We start from the raw sequence: 25813 nt of genomic DNA on the forward strand, positions 1-25813 counted from the left end.
TTGTGCTTCCCGAGGCCGGCGTCCTCATGACGCCAACAAAAGGGAGCCCTCCATGTCCGCATTCATTCGCACGGTCGCCTTGGCCGCCACGCTAGCCCTCAGCGCCGCCGCATCGGCAGCACCGGTGGAACTGCTCAGCAACGGCGACTTCAGCGCCGGCTTCACCGGTTGGACGGTGCTCAACCAGGCCAACGGCAACGGCAACTGGTACATCGACGCCGTCGGCACCACCACGCCGCAATCCGGCTTCGCCACCAACGGCACGGGCGGCTCCGGCAACTACGCCGTCACCGACCAAGGCGGCCCGGGCAGCCACATGCTCTACCAAACCTTCGCCGTCGGCGCCGGCGCCTCTTCGGTGAAAGTGTCCTTCAGCATGTTCGCGAACGACTCCGCCGCCGGCCCGATCAACAACGGCAGCCTGAACTACGCCGGCACGGCCAACCAGCACGCCCGCGTCGACATCATCAAGACCACCGCCAACCTCTTCAGCGTCTCGGCCAGCGATATCGTCATGTCGCTGGTTGCGCCCATGGTCGATGCCGGCAACGACCCGCACGCCTTCCTGGCCTACTCCTTCGACATCACCAGCGCCGTGGCAGCCGGCGGCAGCTTCGTGCTGCGCTTTGCGGAAGTCGACAACCAGGGCTTCTTCAACGTCGGCGTGGACAACGTCAGCGTGCAGGCCAATGTGGTCCCCGAACCGGCATCGCTCGCCCTGGTGGGCGGAGCCCTGTTCGGCCTGGCGGCGCTGCGCCGCTCGCGCCGCGCCTGAGCGCCGGCCCGGGGCGCTGCGTCAGTAGCGCCCCGCCGCGCCTGCCACGCGCAGGAACACATAGGCGAACCACGCCACGACGGCGCGGTGCAGCATGGCGCGCAGGCCCGTGCCGCCATGCTCGCCGACGCGGCTGGACACGGCGATGGACGTCTCGATCTCGCTCGCCAGCTGAGCTGCGAAGCCAGCGTCCTGCACGACGACGTTGGCCTCCAGGTTGACGAGCAGGGACAGCGGGTCGATGTTGGAGCTGCCGACCGTGGCCCACTGCCCGTCGACGACGGCGACCTTGGCATGCAGGAAGGCCGGCATGTACTCGTAGATCTCGACGCCATGGCCCAGCAGGTCGGCGTACAGCGCTTCGGCGGCCCAGCCCGCGATGCGGTAGTCCAGCTTGCCCTGCAGCAACAGGCGCACCCGCACGCCGCGGTCAGCGGCGCGGCGCAGCGCATGACGGATGCGTTGGCCCGGATAGAAATAGGGGCAGATCACGTCGACGCTGCTGCGCGCCGCGTTGATGGCATCCGCGTAGGCATGCTCGATGGTGCGGCGCCGGCGCAGGTTGTCGCGCAGCACGAAGGCCGCGCTGACCGGTTGCAGATGCTGCACCGGCTCGGTCAGTCGCTGCGGGCCGCGCCACAGCTGCGTCACCCAAAGGCCGAAACGGCGGCGCAGCGGCACGTAGTCGATCAGTGCATCGTCGAACTCCCGCCCCAGCCAGGCGCGTGACCAGATCGAACGCACGCTCTGCGCGACGAGATCCACCAGGCCTCCGCTCAACTGCACGGCGAAGTCCAGGCGCGGCAACTCGCTGACGCCATGGTGGATGTCGAAGCGATCGTCGATGACGTTGACGCCACCGACGAAGGCGATGTCCCCGTCGACGACACAGAGCTTCTGGTGCAGGCGGCGCAGCTGGCCGGGCTGGAACCAGCGCCACCAGCGGTCCATGGGCCGGAACACGGCCAAGGCCACGCCGCTACCCGCAAAGCGCTGGCGCAGCGTGCGGATGCTGCCGTTGCTGCCGAAGCCATCGACGACGACGCGCACGCGCACGCCACGCCGGTCCGCTGCAATCAGCGCATCGGCCAGGGCGAGAGAAGTCTCGTCGTGATGAAAGATATAGGTCGCCAGCCAGATTTCGCTGCTCGCATGGCGGATGGCGGCATGCATGCGCGGGAAGAGCTGGTCGCCGCCGCGAAGCAGCTCGACCTGATTGCCGCCGACGAAGCCGGGGTCGGCGGCCTGATGGCGCCGGCGCCGCTTCGTTCCCAGGCGTCTCATTCGAGCGCCAGCTCCACGATCAGCGGCAGGTGGTCTGACATGCGCGACCAACTCGGGCCGCGCGGCACCTGAACGCCGGTGCAGCGCAAGCCACGCATGTAGACGCGGTCCAGCGCGAACACGGGCAGGCGCGACGGAAAGGTGGGTGCCCGAGCTCGCCCGTGCGGCGCCGTCGCGCGACGCAGGCCGTGGGCACGCATGGGCGTGTCCAGGCGCTCGCCCCAGTCGTTGTAGTCGCCGGCAACAAGGAAGGGCGCGCCCTCGGGCACGTTGTCGCGCACGAAAGCGGCGAGGCGGTCGACCTGGCGCATGCGGCTGGAATGGATCAACCCGAAATGCGCCACGACGACGTGCACCACCGTGCCATGCCAATGCACCGGCACATGCAGCAGGCCACGCTGCTCCAGGGAGTGATCCGACACGTCGTGGTGGCCGATGTCGCCCATGGGCCAGCGCGACAGCAGCGCGTTACCGTGTTCCCCGAACTTGGTCGTCGCATTGGTGCGGTAGGCGACCTCATAGCCTTCGGGCGCAAGGAACTCGGCCTGGCCCTTTTCCGGCCAGCCGAACCAGGTGCGGTCGAAATAGGCCGCCTCGCGGTGGTGGAAGAGGCGCACCTCCTGCAGGCAGACGAGGTCGGCGTCCATGGCTTCCACACCCATCTGCAGGTTGTGGATCTCCAGGCGCTTGGCCGGCCCCAGGCCGCGCACGCCCTTGTGGATGTTGTAGGTGGCCACGCGCAGCACTTCGCCGGGCGGGTGGGGGGTGGGGCGGGCGACGGATCTCATGACTCAGCGACGCCCGGCCACCCCAAATCGCTGAGCGCCCCCTCGGGGGGCAGAGAACGGAGTGAGCGTGGGGGCTTCATAGGGTCGTGGCTGTTGCGCTGAAGCGGGGCAGCTGAAGAACAGCCTCGGCATTCGACGGCGAGAAACAGCGATCCGCGGCCTCATGCCAGGGCAACCAGAGCCACGATAGATGCTCGCGCGGGGCGAGCGTGGGCGTCAACGCCGCAGGCAGTTGTAGGCCGAAGACGTGTTCGGTATTGCGCGTGACGCCGGGGGCGTAGCGATGCCGCCAATGCGGATAGATGTCGTAGACGTTGGCGAGATTCCAGTCGCGCAGCTCGCCGCCCAGGGCGCCGATATCGAAGCCGGTTTCCTCCAGCACCTCGCGCCGCGCGGTCTCGGCGGCAGGCTCGTCCAAGGCATCCTTGGAGCCCGTGACGCTCTGCCAGTAGCCCGGATGGTCGGCCCGCTCGATCAGCAGCACCTGCAGATCGGGCGTATGGATGACGACGAGGACCGACTCGGGAATCTTGAAAGGCTTGGCCAACTGCATGGCCAAAGCATAGATTCCTTTAGCCCCCTTGTTGCTTGCGTCGGGCCACCTCGGGCGGCAGCTCCTTGGCCTGCAGCTCGCGTACCTGGGCGACGAGCTGGTTGTGGGCGTCCAGGAAGGCCGCGGCGATGACCTTGCCCTCGTTGGAATTGCTCCAGCCGGCACCCGCCGCGCCGCCCAGTTTGCCCAGCACGGCACCGCCCACGCCGAGGTCTGCCACCTCGACCGAGCCGGTGGACGCGGCGACCTGCTCGGTCGTCTCGTTGTCGGTCAGCAGCAGGGCCGCCTGGGCCTGCTTGAGCTTGACCTGCTCGGCCGCGCCGACGAGCTTGTTCAGATAGGGGATGGCCTGCAGGATGCCGCCGATCTGGCGGCCGGCGTCCTGCTCGCTGAAGGTCAGGCTGGGCGTCAGGCTGTACTGGGCCTCGTAGCCCTTGCCCTTGCTGACCGTGTTGCCCTGCTGGCGCAGGATGCCGGCTTCCTTGAGCTCCTGCTCGCGCACCGTGGCCTTGAGCCCCGCGGCACGGTCGACGACGCGAAAGCAGCCGCTCTGCTGGGCCAGCAGGCGCACCAGCGGCACGGGGCTGGACGGCAACTGGTAGCTGCTGGAGTAGGCATAGCCGTTGGGGTTCTCGACCAGGGCCAGCGTGGCGACGGGCGCGTCGCATTTGACGAGCTCGCGGCTGGCCTTGTGGGCACCGGCGGGGCCGGCCGAGCCGCTGATGACCGAGCCCCCATCGCCCAACGTGGTGGACGACTTGCCGCAGCCCGCGAGCAGCAGGACGACGGCGGAAGCCAGGATGGAGCGGACGACGTTCATGCGGGTCACCTCAAGATACAGACGCGAGAGTCTGCCCTCGCCATCGCGCCGCCATGCCCCAGGGACGGGGGACATTCCCCCTGAGCGAGGGCGTAAAAAAGCCCGGCCGCGGTGCGGCAGTCACAGACGGGTGTCGATCAGGCCCAGGCGACTGGCTTCAAACACCGCTTCATTCTTGGAGTGCACTTCCAGCTTGCTGTAGACATTGCGGATGTGGGTTGCCACCGTGTTGCGCGAGATGCCTTCCAGGCCGGCAATCTCCGCATAGCTGAAGCCCTGGGCAATGCGGGTCAGCATCGTCAGTTCCTTCGCCGACAGATGCACCGCCAGCGGATCCGCAGCGACCTCGCTGGCCGGAGCCGGGGCATGCAGGGTGCCGAGCACGAGCCGGGCCACCACCGGCGTGATCGGTGATCCGCCGCGGGCCAGTTCATGGATGTGCTCCACCACCTCGGCGCCGACGCTGTCCTTGAGCAGATAGCCCTTGGCCCCGGCTTTCAGGCTGCGCAGCACATGGGACTCATCCTCGTACATCGTGATCACCATCACCTGGCAGCGGGGGTGGCGGTGCACGCAGTAGGTGATGATCGCCAACCCCGGCAGGTCGGGCAGGCCCAGATCGCAGAGCAGCACATCGGGCGCCTCGTGCTCCAGCCACTTCAGCGCGGTTCGGCCATCGTCGAATTCGGCGACCAGCAGCAGCGACGGGTCCTGGGCCACGGCCTCGACAAGGCGGCGCCGGGTCACGGGTTCGTCCTCGACGATGGCGATGCGCAGAGGTGGGCTCATGGAAGCGATCCTAGGCGCGGGGTCGGGGAGGCGCACTACCGAAAACTGCTGAGTCCGGCCCGCCGTACAGGCCCGCTAGGTGAGTTCCGCATCGACAAATCGAATTTCGCCCGTAACGTGAGCCATGGTCGCTTCAGCCCATCGTGTCGCCAGGTGGCTGCTGCTCGCCATCCTGCTGGCGCTGCAGGCCGCCTGCGGCCCGTCTCAGGGGCCGCTGCAGGACCTCACCGAAGCCCAGTTGGAATCCATGCCAGGCACGGGCACTGGCCCGAGCACAGAAGCGAGCACCACCCAGAAGGTGTCCCTGCCCCACGTCTGGAACCCCGCAGGGATGTCCGGGCAATACCGCTACCGCATGGCCTTCAGCGTCCCGCCCGAGGCCCTGGTGAGCGGCTGGGGGCTGTACCTGCCGCGGGTGGGCAACCGCTTCCACGTGAGAGTCAATGGCCAGGTGGTGGCGCGTTTCGGCGACCTGCGCGCCGTCGATGTCGATCACGGCATGGAGCCGCAGTATGTGTACATGGCGCCCGACACGCTGCGCGCGGGCAGCAACGAGCTCGTGCTGGAAGTTGCCGGAGAGATGGCCGGGTTCGCCGGGGTTTCGAGGCTCACGGTAGGTCCACCCGACGAAGTCCGTGCCCGCTACGAGTGGCGCGACTTGCTCCAGAGCAAGAGCTCCTACGCGGACATTGCGACTTCGCTGCTGTTCGCCATCGCCGCGATACCGCTGGCGTGGCGCTCGCGGGACCGGGCCATGCTGCTGTTCTGCGCCGCCTGTCTCTTCGGCGCGCTGTGCGTCTCCTTCAGGCTGGTCGTGCGGCCACCCTTGCCCCATGACTGGTGGGGTCTGCTCACCGATGCAATCTATATCTGCTATCTGCTTTGCCTGGCGGCCTTCTGCGCCGAGACCGTGATCCTGCGCGGACGTGCCGTGCGGGGAATGATGGCCACACTGACCCTCGCATCGCTGGTCTGCATTCCCTGGTACAGCCTCTGGCGCAACGCGCTGGTGCACCAGGTCTGGCTGACGGTCGTGCTGGCCTTCTCGGTGCTCTTGTGCCTGATGGTGATCTGGCAGTGGTTCCGGGTACGAAACCGTGAATCGGCCATCCTGGCCGTGGCGGGCGCCGGGGCGGTGTCCATGGGAATCTATGACCACTGGCTGGTTTTCTACAGCAGCGACGGCTTCTCCTCCCTGACCATCTCCCGCTACTCGCAATTGCTGTTCCTCATCGCCATGGGTTGGCTGTTGCTGGAGCGTCAGCGCCGCCAGGAGGCTGTCTTGCAGCGCGCCCGGGAGGGCATGTTGACCGAAGTGGCCGAGCACCGGGCTCGCCTGGAGCAGCGGTTCGACGAGCAGCAGGCCCAGGCGCACCTGAAGCTGCAGCGCCAGGAGCGAGACCGGATCCTTTGCGACATCCACGACGGCATGGGGCTGCAACTGCAGGCCCTGCTGGCCCAGGTGGAGTCCGGCGACCTGAAGCGCGACGACCTCGTTCACGAGGTACGCACCGCCATCGAGCAGATGCGCATGCTGGTCAGCAATACCGAGCAGTTCGACGGCGACCTGCTGATGCTGCTCGGCCAGATCCGCCATCAGGTGGAGCGTCGCCTCAAGCACAGCGGTGTCCGCACGCAATGGCACTGCACGCTGGCGCCGGACACCTATTCGCTGGACGGTGCACGCTGCATCGCGCTGCAGCGCCTGATCTTCGAGCTGACGACCAATGTCGTGCGCCACGCGCAGGCCCGAACGCTCTCGGTCAGCATCGGGCCGGATGCGCAAAGCGCGGGCGCCTGGGTGCTGAGCTTTTGCGATGACGGCATCGGCTTCGATCCCAGTACGGCAGGTTTTGGCAGCGGCATGCGCTCCCTCGCGCGCCGGGCGGCCGATATGGACGCACGCGGCGAATTCATCGCTGGGCGGCCGCAAGGCACTTGCTATGTGCTGCACATGGCGCCAACGCCATCCCTTGCGCCAGATGCGCCACGCGACTCGCTGACTCAGGCTCCGTAGGCACAGGCTTTCAGACAGCGCTCGCCTCCGACGGTGCTTAGCAAATCGGGCTGAAACGCGCCAGCGTCGTTGACTCTGCGCTCACCGGCTCATCAGTTCGTGCGATTCAGCAGACGGATGACTATCGCCACACTTGGCACGCCTGTACTCGTGCATCGAGAAGTACTGCAGGCGCAAATCTCTTTGTCAAAACTCCACGGGGGGAATGATGCCAAAAGCAATCCATAGGACCGTCGCCATCGCGTGCACCATGGGCCTCGCCTCATGCGGAGGTGGAGGTGAAAGCGGCAATGGCGGAGGAAGCGCGGACGTTGTCATCTATGGAGCGTGCGGCAACACGCCCAACTATGGCTCGGAATCCTCCATCACCCGCTGGAAGCGATTTCCAATGACGGTGGGACTCGACCTTTCAGCGGCGCCTCGATTCAACGATCCCAATATCGCCGCCATCTATCTGCGTGCGGTTCAGGCAGGAGTTTCCGGCTGGAACGTCGGGGGCGGGATCGGAGTCTTCAACTTCGTCGTCGGCCGTGACGCCGACATCGTCATCGACTTCGTCACCGGAACTGGCACGAGTGGTCAACTCGGCTGGACCTTCAAGCAATGGGATGGCGCTTACGCAACGAAAGGGACTCGCATCAACTTGAGTGCAGACTATTTCAGCGCAGTGTTGGCCAACGCGCCGCTGCAGAACTTCGAGAACCGACTGCAGGAAATCGTGCAGCACGAGGCGGGCCATGCCCTGTTTGCGGGCTCCGCTGACGGCGGCAACCAAGGCCACTCTTTGAGCTCTGGCAATGTCATGACGAATGGCGGGAATGGGGGCACCACCCTGAACCAGCGGGACATCAATACGATTCGCGAAGCCTATTGCAGAAAGCTCTAGATCGGCCGCGGAGGGGGCACCCCTCCAAGAGCAAAAAAAGGGCGCCACAAGGGCGCCCTTTTCAGCGGTGAGATGAAGCTCAGGCGGCCGTGCCACCCGCATTGCGCAGGCGGATGTGCAGCTCGCGCAGCTGCTTCTCGTCGACCAGCGACGGCGCGCCGGTCAGCAGGCACTGGGCACGCTGCGTCTTCGGGAAGGCGATGACGTCGCGGATGGAATCGGCCTTGGTCATCATCGTGACGATGCGGTCCAGGCCGAAGGCCAGGCCACCGTGCGGGGGCGCGCCGTACTGCAGCGCGTCCAGCAGGAAGCCGAACTTGATGCGCTGGTCTTCCGCGCTGATGTTCAGCGCCTCGAAGACCTTGGCCTGCACCTCGGCGCGGTGGATACGCACCGAGCCGCCACCCAGTTCCCAGCCGTTGAGCACCATGTCGTAGGCCTTGGCGATGCACTTGCCCGGGTCGGACGTCATCAGGTCCTCATGGCCGTCCTTGGGGGCCGTGAACGGGTGGTGAACGGCCGCCCAGCGGTTGTTCTCCTCGTCGTGCTCGAACATCGGGAAGTCGACCACCCACAGCGGCGCCCAGACGTCGTTGAACAGGTCGTTGGCCTTGCCGAACTCACTGTGGCCGACCTTCAGGCGCAGCGCGCCGATGGCGTCGTTGACAACCTTGGCCTTGTCGGCGCCGAAGAACAGCAGGTCGCCGTCCTGGGCACCGGTGCGCTTGAGGATCTCGGCAACGGCTTCGTCGTGCAGGTTCTTGACGATGGGCGACTGCAGGCCTTCACGGCCCTTGGCCACTTCGTTGACCTTGATCCAGGCCAGGCCCTTGGCGCCGTAGATCTTGACGAACTCGGTGTAGGCGTCGATTTCGCCGCGGCTCATGGACGCACCCTTGGGCACGCGCAGCGCGACGACGCGACCGCCCGGCGTGGTGGCCGGGCCGCTGAAGACCTTGAAGTCCACCGTCGTCATCGCATCGGTCAGCTCGGTGAACTCGAGCTTGACGCGCAGGTCGGGCTTGTCGGAGCCGAAGCGGTGCATGGCTTCCGCGTACTTCATGACCGGGTAGTCGCCCAGCTCGACGTTCAGCGCCTTGCGGAAGACGTGGCGGATCATGCCCTCGAACATCGAGCGGATCTCTTCCTCGGTCAGGAAGCTGGTCTCGATATCGATCTGCGTGAACTCGGGCTGGCGGTCGGCGCGCAGATCCTCGTCACGGAAGCACTTGGTGATCTGGTAGTAGCGGTCGAAGCCCGACACCATCAGCAGCTGCTTGAACAGCTGGGGCGACTGCGGCAGCGCGAAGAAGTGGCCGTCATGCACGCGGCTGGGCACGAGGTAGTCGCGCGCACCTTCGGGCGTGGACTTGGTCAGCATCGGCGTTTCGATGTCGACGAAGCCATGCTCGTCCAGGAACTTGCGGACTTCCATCGCGACGCGGTAGCGCAGCATCAGGTTGTTCTGCATATAGGGGCGGCGCAGGTCCAGCACGCGGTGCGTGAGGCGGGTCGTCTCGCTGAGGTTCTCTTCGTCGATTTGGAAGGGGATGGGCACCGACGGGTTCAGCACCTCGATCTCGTGGCACAGCACTTCGATCTTGCCGCTGACGAGGTTGGCGTTCTCGGTGCCGGCCGGGCGGGCGCGCACCTTGCCGACGATCTTGAGGCAGAACTCGCTGCGGACGTCTTCCGCGATCTTGAAGCTGTCGGCGCGGTCGGGGTCGCAGACGATCTGGACCAGGCCTTCGCGGTCGCGCAGGTCGATGAAGATGACGCCACCGTGGTCACGGCGGCGATGGGCCCAGCCCATCAGGGTCACGGTCTGGTCGAGCAGCTTTTCGCTGACTTGGCCGGCATAGCAGGTACGCATGGGATTTCTCCGAATTCTTTTCRGGGGATGTTCTTGGGGCGCTGGCGAGCTCGCTCGGCTCTCAGGATTGAACGCCTGCCGGGGCGCTCAACCCAGSTGATTTCGYGTATCGGCCAATGCCGCGTCCGGATGCGGCAGAGGCGCGACGGTGCCCATGGAGATGATGTACTTGAGCGCCTCGTCCACCGTCATGTGCAGCGGCTTGACGTCGGCGCGCGGCACGATGAGGAAGAAACCCGACGTCGGGTTGGGCGTCGTCGGCACATAGATGCTGACATGCTCCTGCTCCAGATGGCAGGCCACCTCGCCGCTGGGGGAGCCGGTGACGAAGGCGATGGTCCAGGAGCCGGCGCGCGGGTATTGCACCAGCACGGCCTCGCGGAAGGCATTGCCGCTGCTGGAGAACAGCGTGTCCGACACCTGCTTGACCGAGCTGTAGATGCTCTTGACGATGGGGATGTGGGACATCAGCCGGTCCCACTGCGTCAGCAACCACTGGCCGAAGATGTTGGCGACCAGCACGCCCGTGGCCAGCAGGCCACCGACCAGGATCACCAGCCCCAGGCCCGGCACATGGCGGAGTTCCAGGATGGCCGTGCTCAGCGAGGCCGGCATGACCAGGGCCAGCGCCGCCAGCATGGAGCCGAACACGCCGTTGACGACGTCCAGCACCTGGGCCAGCACCCAGATGGTGATGGCGAGCGGCAGCCAGACGAGCAGGCCGGCGACCAGGTATTTGCGGAGAGAAGCGCCCACGAAACTTCCGGTCAATGGCAGGCGCAGGAGCCGCCACAGGGGGTGGAGGAGGACGAGGCCGAAGCTTCGGTCTTGGGCGCCTCAGGCTTGGTCGCATCGGCGGCGGCCGGGGCCGCGGGAGCTGACGAGCCACCCTTGAAATCGGTCGCGTACCAGCCCGAACCTTTCAGTTGGAAGCCGGCGGCGGTAACCTGTTTGGAGAAGCTCTCGGCCGCGCAGGCCGGGCAGGTCGTCAGCGGCGCGTCGGACAGCTTTTGCAGCACGTCCTTGGCGTGGCCACAGGCGCTGCAGCGGTAGGCGTAAATCGGCATGATGGGCTCGTGTGAGGCGCAAAGCCCGCCATTTTAAGGGACAGCTCAGCCGTGGGGCTGCAGATGGTGGCTGACGTGCTCGCGGCGGTCGGTCAGAACCTGGGGCATCAGCGAGCCGACCACCATGCCGACCAGCGCCGCCAGCAGCCCGGCGAGTTGCCCCGGGAAGACTTCGCCCCAGGTCGTCACCTGCGGGAAGAAGGCCACCCAGACGGCGATGCCGGCAAAGATGGAGAACACGGCGCCCTGGGTCGTCGCCCGGCTCCAGTACAGGCCGAACACCAGCGGCACGAAGGCGGCGACCAGCGTGACCTGGTAGGCGGCGCTGACGAGGTCGTAGATGGACGTGCCCTGCAGCGCGATCGCATAGGCCAGCACGGCGAAGGCGAAGATCACCAGCGTCACGCGCATCGCGACGAGAGACTGCTTGTCGCTCATGCCCGGCCGGATCTGCTTCAGGATGTTCTCGACGAAGCTGGTCGTCGGCGCCAGCAGCGTGGCCGACGAGGTGCTCTTGATGGCCGACAGCAAGGCGCCGAAGAACAGGATCTGCATGAACAGCGGCATATGGCCCATGACGAAGCTGGGCAGCACGCGCTGGTAGTCGTTCTGGGCCAATTCCAGCGCCTTGTCACCCATAACGGCCACGGCGGCCAGCACGATGAACATGGGCACGAAGGCGAAGGCGATGTAGCTGAAGCCGCCGATCATGGCGCCGCGCTGGGCGGTTTTCGAATCCTTGGCGGACATGACGCGCTGGAACACGTCCTGCTGCGGGATGGAGCCCAGCATCATCGTCAGGCCCGAGCCGAGGAACATGGCCATCTCGGTGAAGGTCGGGTTGGGCAGGAAGCGGCCCAGGTCGCGGCTCTTGGCCAGGGCCAGCACCTTGTCCGCGCCGCCGGCCAGGTCGGAGGCGAACACCGCGATGACACTCAGGCCGATGACCAGCACGATCATCTGGATGAAGTCCGTCCAGGCCACGGCCAGGAAGCCGCCGATGACGACATAGACCAGCACCGCCAGCAGGCCGACGACCATGCCGGTCTGCGGGCTCATGGCGCCGTCGGTCAGGATGTTGAACACCAGCCCCAGTGCCGTGACCTGGGCCGCCACCCAGCCGAGGTAGCTGAGGATGATGGCCAGCGAGCAGAACACCTCGACGCCCTTGCCGAAGCGCTGGCGGTAGAAGTCGCCGATGGTCAGCAGGTTCATGCGGTACAGCCGGGCGGCAAAAAAGGCACCCACCAGCACCAGGCAGAAGCCGGCGCCGAAGGGGTCCTCGACGACGGCGCCCAGGCCGCCCTGCACGAATTTGGCCGGCAGGCCCATCACCGTTTCGGCACCGAACCAGGTCGCGAAGGTGGTCGTGACCACCATGATCAGCGGCAGGCTGCGGCCGGCGACGGCGAAGTCGCTGGTGTTCTTGATCCGTGTGCCGGCCCAGACGCCGATGCCCAGCGTGCCGAGCAGGTAGAGCACGACGAAGACGATGAGCGTGGTGTTCATGAGCGTGGAAGCGGGCGAAGGGCCGAAAATTTGGCGCGGATTATGAAGGCGCCGCCATGAATGCGCCCTAAGGGCTGATGCCCAGAAAGCGCACGGTCAGCCAGGCCACGGCCACGCCGATGGCGAAGCCGGCCGCACCCCAGAGCAGGCCGGACAGCAGCCGGTTGGTGCGGCGCAGCTCGCGCACCAGGGCCCGTGTGTCGGCGTCGTCGCGGCGCTGGGCCTGGCCCTTGAGGGCGTCGTGCAACAGGCGCGGCAGCTCAGGGATGAGCTGGGCAAAGCGCGGCGCTTCTTTCTGCAATTGCTTGGCCAGGGCCGGCCAGCCGACCTGCTCGTTCATCCAGCGTTCCAGGAACGGCTTGGCGGTCGCCCAGAGGTCGAGCTCGGGGTCGAGTTGCCGGCCCAGGCCTTCCACGTTGAGCAGGGTCTTCTGCAGCAGCACCAGCTGGGGCTGGATCTCGACGTTGAAGCGGCGCGAGGTCTGGAACAGGCGCAACAGCACCTGGCCGAGGGAGATGTCCTTCAGCGGCCGGTCGAAATGAGGCTCGCAAACCGCCCGGACCGCGCTCTCGAGCGCATCGACACGGGTCTCGGGCGGCACCCAGCCGGAGGCGATGTGCAGCTCGGCGACGCACTTGTAGTCGCGCTGGAAGAAGGCGATGAAGTTCTGCGCGAGGTAATCCTTGTCSACCTCGGTCAGCGTGCCCATGATGCCGAAGTCCAGCGCCACGTAGCGGCCGAAGGTCTCGGGCGCCAGGCTCACCTGGATATTGCCAGGGTGCATGTCGGCGTGGAAGAAGCCGTCGCGGAACACCTGGGTGAAGAAGATGGTGACGCCATCGCGGGCCAGCTTGGCGATGTCGATGCCAGCCGCCTCCAGCGCCGGGCGGTGCGAGATCGGCACGCCCTTCATGCGCTCCATGACGATGACTTCGGAGCGGCACAGGTCCCAGTGCATCTCGGGCACCAGCACCAGGTCCAGCCCGTCCATATTGCGGCGCAGCTGGGCGGCGTTGGCGGCCTCGCGCACCAGGTCCAGCTCGTCATGCAGATAGGTGTCGAACTCGGCGACGACCTCGCGCGGTTTCAGGCGCCGGCCGTCGGCCGAGAAGCGCTCGATCCAGACGGCGAGTTTTCGCATCAGCGACAGGTCGTCGTCGATGATGTCCAGCATGCCCGGGCGCAGCACCTTGACGGCGACTTCGCGGCCGTCCTTCAGCGTCGCGAAGTGGACCTGGGCGATGCTGGCACTGGCCACCGGCTCGGCGTCGAAGCTGGCGAACAGCTCCTCCAACGGCCGGCCGCCGAAGGCGCGCTCGACCAGCTCGCGCGACAACGCCGCCGGAAACGGCGGCACACGGTCCTGCAGCTTGGCCAGCTCCAGCGCCACGTCCTCGGGCAACAGGTCGCGCCGCGTCGACAGCACCTGGCCAAGCTTGACGAAGATGGGGCCCAGTGCCTCCAGCGCAAGCCGCAACCGCACGCCGCGCGGCTGCTGCCAGCGTCGGCCGAACCGGGTGGCCCGCCTCAGGACCTGGAAACGCCGCCGGCGCAGGCCCGACAGGGCCAGTTCATCGAGACCAAAGCGCCAGACCGTCCACAGAATGACCAGCAGCCGCGAGACAAACCTCATGCGCCGCCACCGGCCGTCGTCGTCGCAAAACGCGCGGCCATGCCCGACAGCGTGCGCCGCAGCGTGCGACCGAACTGGGCCAGCTGGCGGGCGGGCAAGGGCCCGACGATGCCGGCCAAGTCGTCCTCGATGTCCCAGCGCAGGTTGTCCATCAACCAGTGCATCTCGCCGGCAAAAGCGGCATCGCCCTGCACGCCGACGGTGGGCGCCTCACCGGTGAACGCACCCAGGGCCAGCTTGGCGGGGTTGGAGGCGTCGATCTCGATGCGCAGGCCACCGGCGCCCGGCGGCGGGGCATCCAGCCGTTCGAACAGGCCGGCAGGCGTAACACCCAGTACCAGATCGGGGGCGGCCGGCAACAAGGTCGGCCAACCGGCCAGATGGACGACCAGGCCACGCCCGGCCAGCGGCTTCAGGCGCTGCGCAGCGATGGGCTCACGCGAAACGACATGGTTGATCAGCAAAACGAGGCGGTCCTGCAGAGCCGGCATCAGCAAGGGTGTGATGGACGGCAGAGGAGGCAGGGGCGGCATGGACCAGGACGCAGACATACACAAGATTGTAGGCAGCGGACCATGAACAAGGGACGCGAACGGCTCGGTTGTCAAATTTGTTGGTAGAGAATCCCAGATCCATTTTCAGCCCCGGGTAGACCCTAGCCGAGGGCCACCAAACCCATCACGATGTTTGAGGACCGCAGCTACAAGAGGACGTTCTACAGCGCGCCGCAGTCGGTCGAATCCCTGATCGCCGCCTTCCTGGAGCCCGGCATCATCGTTCTGACCTTCCTTCTCGTGAACGGCCATTTCGACGAGCCGGTGCTGCGTCCCACCCTGACGCTGTGCCTGCTGGTCTTCGCCCTCACCTTCCCGGGCCGCAACCGCTTCAGCGACCACCCGGCCAGCGCCCTCGTCGACGTGCTGTCCTCCTGGCTGGTGCTGCTGGGCATCCTGCTGCTGTGCGGCTACGCGACCAACAGCCTGCATTACTTCGAGAATGAAGTCCTACTTTGGTGGGCCATCATCACGCCCATCGCGCAGATCGCCGCCATCGAGACGGGCCGGCGCATCCAGCAATGGCGGGCACGCGACCCGAGTGCGAGGCGCACGGCCGTGGTCGTCGGCGCCGGGGCGCTGGGCCACAAGGTGGCGCGCGCCCTGCGCGAATCCCAGGGCGTCATCTGCCTGGGCTATTTCGACGACCGCGCACCTGAGCGCCTCCACCCTGAAGCTGGCGCCTCCATCCTGGGCACCCTGGCCCAGCTCAGCGAGTTCGTGCGCGACAAGGGCGTGCGCGAGGTCTACATCACCCTGCCCCTGGGCTCCCAGCCGCGCATCGTCGAGTTGCTGGAACAGGTGCAGGGCACGACGGCCTCGCTCTTCTTCGTGCCCGACGTGTTCGGCATCAGCATCATCCAGGGCCGACTGCAGGACATCTCGGGCGTGCCTGTCGTCGGCATCTGCGAGACCCCGTTCACGGGCACCAACCAGCTGATCAAGCGCGTCAGCGACATCGTGCTGGCCGCGCTGATCCTCGTGCTGATCTCGCCCCTGCTGCTGCTGGTGGCCATCGGCGTCAAGCTCAGCTCGCCAGGACCCATCATCTTCAGGCAGAAGCGCAACGGCCTGGATGGCGAGGAGATCATCGTCTACAAGTTCCGCTCCATGCGCGCGCTGGACAACGGCAGCGTCGTCAAGCAGGCCACCAAGGACGACCCGCGCATCACCCGCTTCGGCGCCTTCATCCGTCGCACTTCGCTGGACGAGTTGCCGCAATTCATCAACGTGTTGCAGGGCCGCATGAGCATCGTGGGGCCGCGCCCGCACGCAGTGGCGCACAACGAGGAATACCGCAAGCTCATCAAGGCCTATATGGTTCGCCACAAGGTCAAGCCCGGCATCACGGGCTGGGCACAGGTGAACGGCCTGCGTGGCGAGACCGACACCATCGACAAGATGATTGCACGCGTCGAATACGATCTCGAATATCTGCGCAACTGGTCGCTGGCCCTCGATCTGCAGATCATTCTGCGGACGGTGAGGTTGGTGATTTTTGATCGCCATGCCTATTAAGCCCTTTCGCCGTTGCCCCCGTCGGGCGTTGCTTGCGCCGCTGCTCGTCACTCTGGCGTCGATTCAATCCGCGCAGGCTCAGACGGACGACACGACGCCCTTCTATGTGGGCGGTTCGTTGGGCGTGACCCATGTCTCCAACGTGTACAGGCAGTCGACGGCCACCAACAACGACAGGGTCACCAGCGCCGGCCTGCTCGGCGGCATTGACCAGAAGTTCGGTCGTCAACATCTGACCTTGGACGGCTCGGTACAAGACAACCGCTATGCCGAGAATCGCGACCTGAACAACCTGTCCTACACCTTGCGCACTGCGCTGAACTGGCAGACGGTGGGGGATCTTTCGGGTGTGCTGAGCGCCAAATCAGATCGCTCTCTTGCAGACTTCAACATCGGCAGTGGCGTCGATCCCATCCTCAAGAAGAACACCGAGCGAGAGGATGAGTACCAAGCATTGGCGCGCCTCGGCGTCGCCACGCGATATACGCTTGAGGCAGGCTGGTCCTACCGTCGCCGAGAGTTCAGCGCCCCGGAATACGACCGCTTCAATTTTCACCAGAACGTGGGTTCGCTGGGTATCTACGCGACCCCTGCGGGGAATGTCAGGCTCGGCTTGGTAGCAAGGCACACCAAGGGCACGAATCCGCGCTATCCGGTAGGCCTGGCCCTCGACCCCGCCACGCTGCAATTCGTTGTCATCACATCGCCCAATGACTACACCCGCAACGACGTCGACTTCACCACGAAGTGGAACACGGGAGGGCACAGCACGCTGAACACACGCATCAGCCGCAGCAGCACCAAAAACAGCCTGGACAACAAACTGCGGGATTTCAGCGGCACGACCGGCTCAGTCGCCTGGAACTGGCTGCCCACGGCCAAGTTGCAGCTGAACCTGCAATACGCCCGCGACACCGGTCAAGAAAGCCTGGTTCGCGCCGCTGACCTCAACCGCGTCTATACCACCGAGCAAGTGGGTGTCAGCTACGCCCTCACCAGCAAGCTCAGCCTGAACGCCAAGGCCAGCCGCAATCGCGGCACCCGCACCAGCGCATCGGGCGCTGTCGTGGCCGATGCGCTGGACGACTTCAAGACCTACAACCTCGGCGCTCGCTGGGCTTTCTCCCGCGGTATCAACCTTGGCTGCCAGTACGACCATGCCAGCCGCGACAACAGCGTGCCGCAATACGTCTACACCGCCAGCAGCTATGGCTGCACTGCCCAAGCCATCCTCTTCTGATGACCACCGTCCTGCTCACCGGTGCGGCCGGCTATATCGCCTCGCACACCTGGCTCGCCCTGCAGCATGCAGGTTATCGCGTCGTCGGCGTGGACAACTTCGTCAACAGCTCGCCCGTCGTGCTGGAGCGTCTGGCCGAACTGGCCGGCGCGCCCATCGAATTCGAACGCGCCGACGTCTGCGATGCGGCCGCCATGGACGAGATCTTCGGCAGCTACAAGCCGGCAGCCGTCGTGCATTTCGCGGCCTACAAGGCAGTCGGCGAATCGGTCAGTCAGCCGCTGGCCTACTACCGCAACAACCTCGGTGGCCTCGTCAACACCTGCGAGGTCATGAAGCGCCACGGCTGCATGCGCATGGTGTTCAGCTCCAGCGCCACGGTCTACGGCGCGCCCGAGAAGCTGCCGCTGCGTGAAGACGCGCCAACCTCGTCGACCAACCCCTACGGCGCGACCAAGCTGATGGGCGAGCAGATCCTGCACGACCTGGGCGTCGCCGAACCCAGCTGGCAGACCGCCTGCCTGCGCTACTTCAACCCTGTCGGCGCCCACCAGAGCGGCCGCATCGGCGAAGACCCGCGCGGCACGCCCAACAACCTGATGCCTTATGTCGCCCAGGTCGCGGTCGGCCGGCGCGACCGACTCTCCGTGTTCGGCAACGACTACCCGACGCCCGACGGCACCGGCGTGCGCGACTACATCCACGTGAGCGACCTGGCTGAGGGTCATGTTGCTGCATTGCGCTGGTTGCTTGGCAACCCAGGCTCGTTGACGGTCAACCTCGGGACCGGCCAGGGCTACAGCGTGCTGGACCTGGTGCGCGCCTACGAGACCGCCAGCGGCCGCAGCGTGCCCTATGAAATCGTGCCGCGCCGTCCGGGTGACATCGCGGCCTGCTGGGCCGACCCGACGCTGGCCCGAGATACCCTGGGCTGGGAAGCCAAACTCGACCTCGCCCGCATGTGCGAGGACAGCTGGCGCTGGCAGCACCACAATCCCCACGGATTCAAACCTGCCTGACACCGGCAACACAACAATGATTCAGGTCCAACCCGTCATCATGGCCGGCGGCTCAGGCACCCGGCTTTGGCCGCTGTCGCGCAGCGGCTATCCCAAGCAATTCCTCGTGCTGTCGGGCAACGAAAGCCTGTTCCAGCTGGCTGCCCGCCGCCTGGCCGCATTGGCCTCGCCCGAGTTCGAACTGGCCGGCCCCTGCATCGTCGGCAACGAGGAGCACCGCTTCCTGGTGCTGGACCAGCTCCGCGAAACCCGGCTGGAGCCCAGCAGCGTGCTGCTGGAGCCGCTGGGCCGCAATACGGCGCCGGCCCTGACGCTGGCAGCGCTGGCCGCACTCGAGGGCGGCCAGGACCCCGTCCTCGTCGTGACACCCGCCGACCAGACCGTCACCAACGCCGCCGCCTTCACGGCCGCGCTGCAGGACGCCGTCCGAATCGCCGCCGAAGGTGCCATCGCCATCCTCGGCATCACGCCAGACCGCCCCGAGACGGGCTATGGCTATATCCGCACGGCGGGTGACGCCGCCGGCCTGGCCGTCGCGCAATTCGTCGAGAAACCCAATCTCGAAACCGCCGAGCGCTATCTGGCCGAAGGCGACTACTACTGGAACAGCGGCATGTTCGTGCTGCGCGCCAGCGTCTGGATGAAAGCGCTGGAGCGGTTCCGCCCCGACATCGCCACCGCCACGCGCGCCGCCTGGGCCGTGCGCAAGACCGACGCCAAGTTCGTCCGCCCGGGCAAGCCCGAGTTCGCCGCCGTGCCCAGCGAATCCGTCGACTATGCCGTCATGGAGCGCTGCCCAGGCACCGACATCCCGCTGCGCATGGTGGCGCTGGATGCCGGCTGGAATGACCTGGGCGCCTGGGAAGCGGTCTGGCAGGTGGCCGAGAAGGACGAGAACGGCAATGCCTTCGTCGGTGACGCGCTGATCGCCGACAGCAAGAACACCCTGGTGCACGCCACCAGCCGCCTCGTCGGCGTCGTCGGCCTGACGGACATCGTCGTTGTCGAGACGGCCGACGCCGTGCTGGTCAGCGACCGTTCGCGCAGCCAGGAGGTCAAGCAGATCGTCAACCGCCTGGGCGCCGAGCAGCGCGGCGAGCACGCCCTGCACCGCAAGGTGCACCGCCCCTGGGGCTGGTACGACAGCATCGACTCGGGTGAGCGCTTCCAGGTCAAGCGCATCATGGTCAAGCCGGGCGCATCCTTGAGCCTGCAGATGCACCACCACCGCGCGGAGCACTGGATCGTCGTCAGCGGCACGGCCGAGATCGTCAACGGCGACAAGACCATCCTGTTGACCGAGAACCAGTCCACCTACATCCCGCTGGGCCAGACTCATCGCCTCGCCAACCCGGGCAAGGTGCCGCTGGAGATCATCGAGGTGCAGTCCGGCTCCTACCTGGGCGAGGACGACATCGTCCGTTTTGAAGACACTTACGGAAGAACATGACCATCCTCGTTACCGGCGGCGCCGGTTTCATCGGCAGCAATTTCGTGCTGGACTGGCTGCGCGATAGCGACGAGTCCGTCATCAACCTGGACGCACTGACCTACGCGGGCAACCTCGAGAACCTGGCTTCGCTGGACGGCGACGTCCGCCACATCTTCGTCAAGGGCGACATCGGCGACCGCGCCCTGATCGACCAGTTGCTGGCTACGTACAAGCCACGCGCAATCGTCCATTTCGCGGCCGAAAGCCACGTGGACCGCTCCATCCACGGCCCCGGCGCCTTCATGAAGACGAACGTCGAAGGCACGTTCACGCTTCTGGAGGCTGCGCGCGCCTATTGGGGCGGGCTGGAAGGCGAGGCCAAAGCCAACTTCCGCTTCCACCATGTGTCGACGGACGAGGTCTACGGCTCGCTGAAGCCCAGCGAGCCCCCCTTCGCCGAGACGCACCCCTACGAGCCCAACAGCCCCTACTCGGCCAGCAAGGCTGCCAGCGACCACCTCGTGCGCGCCTGGCACCACACCTATGGCCTGCCGGTCGTCACGACCAACTGCTCGAACAACTACGGGCCTTATCACTTCCCCGAGAAGCTGATCCCGCTGATGATCGTCAACGCGCTGGCGGGCAAGCCCCTGCCCGTCTACGGTGACGGCCAGCAGATCCGCGACTGGCTCTATGTGACCGACCATTGCAGCGGCATCCGCGCTGTGCTGGCGGGCGGCAAGCTGGGCGAAACCTACAACATCGGTGGCTGGAACGAGAAGGCCAACATCGACATCGTCAAGACGGTGTGCGCCCTGCTCGACGAGCTCAAGCCCTCGGCGGATGGCCCTTATGAGCGCCTCATCACCTATGTGAAGGACCGCCCCGGCCACGACCGCCGCTACGCCATCGACGCGCGCAAGATCGAACGCGAACTCGGCTGGCGCCCGGCCGAGACCTTCGAAACCGGCATCCGCAAGACGGTGCAGTGGTATCTGGACCATCCCGAGTGGGTCGCCCGCGTGCAAAGCGGCGCCTACAAGGATTGGGTGTCCAAGCAGTACACGCCATGAAGATCCTGTTGCTCGGCAAGGGTGGCCAGGTCGGCTGGGAACTGCAACGCTCGCTGGCCGTGGCTGGCGAGATCGTGGCGATGGACCATGACGACGGCGCCGACTTCACCCAGCCCGAAACCCTGCTGGCGCGGGTGAAAGAAATCGGCCCGCAGGTCATCGTCAATGCCGCGGCCCACACCGCCGTCGACAAGGCCGAGAGCGAGCCCGAGCTGGCGCGCCAGATCAACGCCACCGCGCCTGCCCTGCTCGCCATCGAGGCCAAGCGCATGGGTGCGCTGCTGGTGCACTATTCGACGGACTACGTCTTCGACGGCAGCGGCAGCCATGCCCGCGACGAGGAGGCCCCCATCGGCCCCTTGAGCGTCTACGGCGCGACCAAGGCTGAGGGCGAGGACGCCATCCGCGCCAGCGGCTGCCAGCACCTCATCCTGCGCACCAGTTGGGTCTACGCCGCCCGCGGCGGCAATTTCGCCAAGACCATGTTGCGTCTCGCCGCCGAGCGCGAGCAGCTCAAGGTCATCGCCGACCAGATCGGCGCGCCCACGGGGGCCGAGCTGCTGGCTGACCTCACGGTTCACATGCTGCGCGCCGCACGGGCCAACCCGGCGCTGACGGGCACCTATCACGCGGTGGCTGGCGGTGAAACGAACTGGCACGACTACGCCCGCTTCGTCATTGAATTCGCACGCACGCGCGGTAGCCTCGTCAAGGTTGCACAAGAGCAGATCCTGCCGATTCCGACCACCGACTACCCGACGCCGGCCAAGCGCCCGCTGAACTCCCGCCTGTCCACGGCCAAGCTGCAGCAGCGCTTCGGCCTGTGCCTGCCGCACTGGCAGCAGGGCGTGGAACGCATGTTGAACGAAATTCTTTGAGGCCTCCGATGAAAAACCGCAAGGGCATCATCCTCGCTGGCGGGTCCGGCACCCGCCTGCATCCAGCCACGCTGGCGATGAGCAAGCAACTGCTGCCGGTCTACGACAAGCCCATGGTCTATTACCCGCTGAGCACGCTGATGCTCGCGGGCATCCGCGACATCCTGCTGATCAGCACCCCGCAGGACACACCCCGCTTCGAAGCCCTCCTGGGCGACGGCTCGCGCTGGGGCCTGAACATCAGCTACTGCGTGCAGCCCAGTCCCGATGGCCTGGCCCAGGCCTTCATCCTGGGCCGCGACTTCGTCGATGGTGCGCCGAGCGCCCTCGTCCTGGGTGACAACATCTTTTACGGCCACGATTTCGCCGGTTTGCTGAGCAACGCCACGACGCGAACCGAGGGTGCCAGTGTCTTCGCGTATCACGTGACGGACCCCGAGCGCTATGGCGTCGTCGAGTTCGACCGCAGCCTGCGAGCGCTCTCCATCGAGGAGAAGCCCAAGGTGCCGAAGAGCAACTACGCGGTGACGGGCCTGTACTTCTACGACGAGCAGGTCTGCGACATCGCCGCCAGCATCAAGCCAAGCGCACGAGGCGAGCTCGAGATCACCGACGTCAACGCGCACTACCTGAAACAAGGCCAGCTCAGCGTCGAGATCATGGGCCGCGGCTATGCCTGGCTGGACACGGGCACGCACGACAGCCTCATGGAGGCCGGTCAGTTCATCGCCACGCTGGAAAAGCGCCAGGGCCTGAAAGTCGCCTGCCCTGAAGAAATTGCCTTTCGCTCCGGCTGGATCAGCGCGACCGAGCTTGAAGCCCTGGCGCAGCCGCTGGCCAAGAACGGCTACGGCCAATACCTGCTCAAGCTGCTCACCGATCTGGCGCGCTGACCATGAACGTGACCCCGACGGCCTTGCCCGAAGTTCTGCTCATCGAACCCAAAGTCTTTGGCGATGCCCGCGGCTTCTTCATGGAAAGCTGGAACGAGGAGCGCTTCAACAAAGCACTCGGCTACGACGTTCATTTCGTTCAGGACAACCACTCGCGCTCCTCGCGCGGCGTGCTGCGCGGCCTGCACTACCAGCTCGCCCCACATGCCCAGGGAAAGCTCGTGCGCTGCGTGAGTGGTGCGGTGTTCGACGTCGCCGTGGACCTGCGGCGATCCAGCCCCAATTTTGGCCGCTGGGTGGGTTACGAGTTAACCGCCGAAAACCAGCGCCAAGTCTGGATTCCACCTGGCTTCGCCCATGGCTTTGTCGTCATCAGCGAAACCGCGGATTTCCTCTACAAGACCAGTGGCCACTACGCGCCAGAGCACGAGGGCGCGGTGCGCTGGGACGATCCGACGATCGGAGTCGTGTGGCCTTTGGAAGGCATAACGCCACAACTCTCCGCCAAGGACGTGGCAGCGCCACCGCTGCACCAAGCCCGGCATTTCGACTGAGTAAGTCTGCCCGCTCAGGCGAAGATGTACGACATCGGTGCATTGCTTTCGGCCTAGGCCCGAACAAAGTTCACGCGCGCGCGTCGCCCCAACGCAGCGGCGTCACTTCATCGCCGACATAGCTCGTATGGCCGGTGCGGTCGACGCAGTATTGCGGCGAAATGATCATTTCGCGCACAGTCATGCCTTCGCCGATGCGGGTGTGCTCGATAAGCACGGAACGCTCAACGATCGAGCCGCTGCGCAGATGGGAACCGTGGCCGATCCAAGTCGGCCCAACCACACGGGCGCCCGGCTCTATGCGCACGTTGGAGCCGATATAGACCGGCCCCTCGATATGCACCTTGTCCCAGTCCACCGAGGTGTTCAAGCCCACCCACACCTGAGGTCGCACCTCGCGCCCTGGCATGTCCATCTGCGCTGCGCCTCCGGCCATCACCTGCTGGGTCACCGCCCAGTAGTCTGTCACTCGGCCAATATCGATCCAGTTGAACGGACGCTTCTGCGCGAAGAAGGGAAGGCCCTTCGCCACCAGCAGCGGAAACAGCTGGCTTCCGATGTCGAATTCGACACCGGGCGGTATCAGGTCCAGCACCGCTGGCTCGAAGATATAAATGCCGGTTGAGGCCAGAGTGCTCTTGGCATCCTCGGGTTTCGGCTTTTCCTGGAAAGACGTCACCCGACCATCAGCATCCGCGACAACGATGCCGTAGCTCTTCGTTTGCTCACGAGGCACATCCAGTGTGACGACGCTCGCAATCGCGCCCTTGGCCTTGTGTTCAGCCACAGCCGCCTCGATGTCGAGATCGATCACCGCATCGCCGCACAACACGATGAAGGTCTCATCGAAGAAACCGCCGAAGTCCTGAATCTTGCGCATGCCTCCGGCCGAACCGACGGGCTTGCATATCACCTCGCCCTGCTCTCGCACACCTTCATAGGAATAGCCGAGCTCGACGCCCCAGCGGTGGCCAGACCCGAAGTAGTTCTCGATCTTCCAATGCATGAAAGCCACGTTGACCATGATCTGCGTGACGTCGTAGCGCGCCAGATGCTCGACCAGGTACTCCATGACCGGCTTGCCGAGGATCGGCACCATAGGTTTGGGTGTGTGCTTCGTCAACGGACGCACCCGCGTTCCCTGGCCCGCAGCCAGGATCATTGCTTTGGCCATGCCGGCCTCCTAACATAGTGACGAGTGCACAGAGGCAAGCAAGCGTCGGGCCCGCCAAGCGCAGCTAGGGGGGTCAACCGCGGCCGATGCCGCGGTAGTCGAAGCCCAAGACCTTCATCAGCTTGGGGTCGTAGAGATTGCGGCCATCGAGCACGACCGGCTGCTTGAGCTTGGCCTTGATGGCATCGAAGTCCGGCGTGCGGAACTCCTTCCACTCGGTCACCACCAGCAGCGCGTCCGCATCGAGCAACGCATCCTCGGCGCGCCTGACAAGCCGCACGTCGTCGCGTGGGCCCAGCACGCGGGCCGCCTCGGGCATGGACACCGGGTCATAGGCCAGCACGATGGCGCCGCGCCGGGTCAGCTCCTCGAGGATGACCAGCGACGGGGCTTCGCGCATGTCGTCGGTGTTGGGCTTGAAGGCCAAGCCCCACACGGCGAAACGGCGTCCCCTCAGGTCCTCGCCGAAGCGCTCCACCACCTTGTCCACCAGCACGCGCTTCTGGCGCTCGTTTGCCTCTTCCACGGCAGCGAGCACCTTCAGCGGGATGCCGTTGTCGGCCGCTGTCTTCACGAGCGCCTTGACGTCCTTGGGGAAGCAGGAACCACCGTAGCCGGCACCCGCATAGAGAAACTGGTAGCCGATGCGCGGATCGGAGCCGATGCCGCGGCGCACCAACTCGATGTCGGCACCCACCTTCTCCGCCAGCAGAGCCAGCTCGTTCATGAAGCTGATGCGCGTGGCCAGCATGGCGTTGGCGGCGTACTTGGTGAACTCGGCGCTGCGCACGTCCATGATAAGCATGCGGTCCTGCGTGCGGTTGAACGGCGAGTAGATGGCGCGCATCAACAGCGTGGCCTGTTCGTCGTCGGAGCCCACGATGATGCGGTCGGGCTTCATGAAGTCCTCCACCGCAGCCCCTTCCTTCAGGAACTCCGGGTTGGAGACGACGGCGTAGGCCATGTCGCCGCGACCACGCTTCTCCAGCTCTTCCTGGATCGCGGCGCGCACCTTGTCGGCGGTACCCACCGGCACCGTGCTCTTGTCGACGATGACCTTGTAGTCGGTCATGCGCTGACCGATGGAGCGGGCGGCGGCAACCACGTACTGCAGGTCGGCTGAGCCGTCCTCATCGGGCGGCGTGCCCACGCCGACGAAGAGCAGCGTGCCGTGGTGCACGGCGTGGTCCACATCGGTCGTGAACTGCAGGCGGCCCGCGGCCACGTTGCGACGCACCACCTCCAGCAACCCCGGCTCGTGAATCGGGATCTCGCCCTCGTTGAGGACGCGGATCTTCTCCGGGTTCACGTCCAGGCAGACGACGTGATTGCCCATCTCGGCCAGGCAGGCGCCCGTGACCAAGCCCACGTAACCGGCGCCGATGGCGGTGACTTTCATGCCGTGTCTCGTTCATTGCGGTAACGGCTTTTTAATGACCGAACGTGACAGGCCTGTTGAAGCCGGCAAGCTGTGCAGGCTTCAA

24 protein-coding genes are annotated in these 25813 nt (G+C 65.8%); 11 read left to right on the plus strand and 13 right to left on the minus strand.

Going from position 1 to position 25813, the window contains the following annotated elements; genetic code table 11:
* Positions 1 to 52: 52 nt before the first annotated feature.
* Positions 53 to 775 carry a PEP-CTERM sorting domain-containing protein gene (locus AC1DW3_RS17410; protein ID WP_477933153.1) on the plus strand — a complete coding sequence of 241 codons (723 nt, stop codon included), beginning with the start codon at positions 53 to 55 and terminating at the stop codon, positions 773 to 775.
* A 21-nt stretch (positions 776 to 796) separates the two neighbouring features.
* On the opposite strand, the gene clsB is transcribed toward AC1DW3_RS17410, so the two are convergent.
* From clsB to AC1DW3_RS17435, 5 genes are all read right to left on the minus strand, one after another.
* Entirely contained in the window at positions 797 to 2059 is a 1263-nt protein-coding gene (gene clsB / locus AC1DW3_RS17415) for a cardiolipin synthase ClsB (RefSeq protein ID WP_477933155.1), read from the minus strand.
* Entirely contained in the window at positions 2056 to 2847 is a 792-nt protein-coding gene (locus AC1DW3_RS17420; protein WP_477933157.1) for an endonuclease/exonuclease/phosphatase family protein, read from the minus strand. The genes clsB and AC1DW3_RS17420 overlap by 4 nt, the downstream gene beginning before the upstream one ends.
* A gap of 76 nt (positions 2848 to 2923) precedes the next feature.
* Positions 2924 to 3400: a dihydroneopterin triphosphate diphosphatase gene (gene nudB, locus AC1DW3_RS17425; RefSeq protein ID WP_477933159.1), complete on the minus strand. Its 477-nt coding sequence runs from the start codon at positions 3398 to 3400 to the stop codon at positions 2924 to 2926.
* A gap of 19 nt (positions 3401 to 3419) precedes the next feature.
* Positions 3420 to 4220, minus strand: a complete 801-nt coding sequence (locus AC1DW3_RS17430) for a CsgG/HfaB family protein (protein WP_477933161.1) — start codon at positions 4218 to 4220, stop codon at positions 3420 to 3422.
* Between the two features lie 120 nt (positions 4221 to 4340).
* On the minus strand, positions 4341 to 5009 hold the full coding sequence (locus AC1DW3_RS17435; protein ID WP_477933163.1) for a response regulator: 669 nt from the start codon (positions 5007 to 5009) through the stop codon (positions 4341 to 4343).
* A gap of 124 nt (positions 5010 to 5133) precedes the next feature.
* Here AC1DW3_RS17435 and AC1DW3_RS17440 point away from each other — a divergent pair, with 124 nt between their 5' ends.
* Positions 5134 to 7026 (plus strand): sensor histidine kinase, encoded by a 1893-nt coding sequence (locus AC1DW3_RS17440; protein WP_477933165.1) that lies wholly within the window; start codon positions 5134 to 5136, stop codon positions 7024 to 7026.
* Between the two features lie 250 nt (positions 7027 to 7276).
* Positions 7277 to 7912 (plus strand): hypothetical protein, encoded by a 636-nt coding sequence (locus tag AC1DW3_RS17445; protein WP_477933167.1) that lies wholly within the window; start codon positions 7277 to 7279, stop codon positions 7910 to 7912.
* Between the two features lie 79 nt (positions 7913 to 7991).
* Here AC1DW3_RS17445 and aspS read toward each other — a convergent pair whose 3' ends face one another.
* From aspS to AC1DW3_RS17475, 6 genes are all read right to left on the minus strand, one after another.
* Positions 7992 to 9785 (minus strand): aspartate--tRNA ligase, encoded by a 1794-nt coding sequence (gene aspS / locus AC1DW3_RS17450; RefSeq protein ID WP_477933168.1) that lies wholly within the window; start codon positions 9783 to 9785, stop codon positions 7992 to 7994.
* An 87-nt stretch (positions 9786 to 9872) separates the two neighbouring features.
* Positions 9873 to 10541 carry a DUF502 domain-containing protein gene (locus tag AC1DW3_RS17455; protein WP_477933170.1) on the minus strand — a complete coding sequence of 223 codons (669 nt, stop codon included), beginning with the start codon at positions 10539 to 10541 and terminating at the stop codon, positions 9873 to 9875.
* 11 nt (positions 10542 to 10552) lie between these two features.
* Positions 10553 to 10852 (minus strand): FmdB family zinc ribbon protein, encoded by a 300-nt coding sequence (locus AC1DW3_RS17460; RefSeq protein WP_477933172.1) that lies wholly within the window; start codon positions 10850 to 10852, stop codon positions 10553 to 10555.
* A gap of 45 nt (positions 10853 to 10897) precedes the next feature.
* Entirely contained in the window at positions 10898 to 12361 is a 1464-nt protein-coding gene (locus tag AC1DW3_RS17465; protein WP_477933174.1) for a high affinity choline transporter 1, read from the minus strand.
* A 67-nt stretch (positions 12362 to 12428) separates the two neighbouring features.
* Positions 12429 to 13994 carry a ubiquinone biosynthesis regulatory protein kinase UbiB gene (gene ubiB / locus AC1DW3_RS17470; protein WP_477933175.1) on the minus strand — a complete coding sequence of 522 codons (1566 nt, stop codon included), beginning with the start codon at positions 13992 to 13994 and terminating at the stop codon, positions 12429 to 12431.
* The gene (locus AC1DW3_RS17475) at positions 13991 to 14545 is read right to left on the minus strand and encodes a hypothetical protein (protein WP_477933177.1); all 555 of its coding nucleotides are present in this window, start codon (positions 14543 to 14545) and stop codon (positions 13991 to 13993) included. Before AC1DW3_RS17475 ends, ubiB begins: the two co-directional genes overlap by 4 nt.
* Positions 14546 to 14677: 132 nt before the next feature.
* On the opposite strand from AC1DW3_RS17475, the gene AC1DW3_RS17480 reads away from it, so the two are divergent.
* Genes AC1DW3_RS17480 through rfbC form a run of 8 tightly spaced genes read left to right on the plus strand, consistent with a single transcriptional unit; the run spans position 14678 to position 23155 of the window.
* On the plus strand, positions 14678 to 16066 hold the full coding sequence (locus AC1DW3_RS17480; protein WP_477933179.1) for an undecaprenyl-phosphate glucose phosphotransferase: 1389 nt from the start codon (positions 14678 to 14680) through the stop codon (positions 16064 to 16066).
* 28 nt (positions 16067 to 16094) lie between these two features.
* A complete protein-coding gene (locus AC1DW3_RS17485) occupies positions 16095 to 17306 on the plus strand; it encodes a hypothetical protein (RefSeq protein WP_477933181.1) in 1212 nt (403 codons plus the stop codon).
* Positions 17306 to 18325, plus strand: coding sequence for a UDP-glucose 4-epimerase GalE (gene galE / locus AC1DW3_RS17490; protein WP_477933183.1), 1020 nt, complete (start codon positions 17306 to 17308; stop codon positions 18323 to 18325). The genes AC1DW3_RS17485 and galE overlap by 1 nt, the downstream gene beginning before the upstream one ends.
* 16 nt (positions 18326 to 18341) lie before the next feature.
* Entirely contained in the window at positions 18342 to 19775 is a 1434-nt protein-coding gene (locus AC1DW3_RS17495; RefSeq protein ID WP_477933185.1) for a mannose-1-phosphate guanylyltransferase/mannose-6-phosphate isomerase, read from the plus strand.
* Positions 19772 to 20830 carry a dTDP-glucose 4,6-dehydratase gene (gene rfbB, locus AC1DW3_RS17500; RefSeq protein ID WP_477933186.1) on the plus strand — a complete coding sequence of 353 codons (1059 nt, stop codon included), beginning with the start codon at positions 19772 to 19774 and terminating at the stop codon, positions 20828 to 20830. Before AC1DW3_RS17495 ends, rfbB begins: the two co-directional genes overlap by 4 nt.
* Positions 20827 to 21708 (plus strand): dTDP-4-dehydrorhamnose reductase, encoded by an 882-nt coding sequence (rfbD, locus tag AC1DW3_RS17505; RefSeq protein ID WP_477933188.1) that lies wholly within the window; start codon positions 20827 to 20829, stop codon positions 21706 to 21708. Before rfbB ends, rfbD begins: the two co-directional genes overlap by 4 nt.
* An 8-nt stretch (positions 21709 to 21716) precedes the next feature.
* Positions 21717 to 22601, plus strand: coding sequence for a glucose-1-phosphate thymidylyltransferase RfbA (gene rfbA, locus AC1DW3_RS17510; RefSeq protein WP_477933190.1), 885 nt, complete (start codon positions 21717 to 21719; stop codon positions 22599 to 22601).
* A 2-nt stretch (positions 22602 to 22603) separates the two neighbouring features.
* Positions 22604 to 23155 (plus strand): dTDP-4-dehydrorhamnose 3,5-epimerase, encoded by a 552-nt coding sequence (gene rfbC, locus AC1DW3_RS17515; RefSeq protein WP_477933192.1) that lies wholly within the window; start codon positions 22604 to 22606, stop codon positions 23153 to 23155.
* 70 nt (positions 23156 to 23225) lie between these two features.
* On the opposite strand, the gene AC1DW3_RS17520 is transcribed toward rfbC, so the two are convergent.
* Together AC1DW3_RS17520 and AC1DW3_RS17525 are read right to left on the minus strand one after the other, a co-directional pair.
* Positions 23226 to 24329 carry a nucleotidyltransferase family protein gene (locus AC1DW3_RS17520; RefSeq protein WP_477933194.1) on the minus strand — a complete coding sequence of 368 codons (1104 nt, stop codon included), beginning with the start codon at positions 24327 to 24329 and terminating at the stop codon, positions 23226 to 23228.
* Between the two features lie 73 nt (positions 24330 to 24402).
* Positions 24403 to 25728 (minus strand): UDP-glucose dehydrogenase family protein, encoded by a 1326-nt coding sequence (locus AC1DW3_RS17525; protein ID WP_477933196.1) that lies wholly within the window; start codon positions 25726 to 25728, stop codon positions 24403 to 24405.
* Between the last annotated feature and the right edge of the window lie 85 nt (positions 25729 to 25813).

The organism is Roseateles sp. P2_H4 (genome assembly GCF_056403315.1).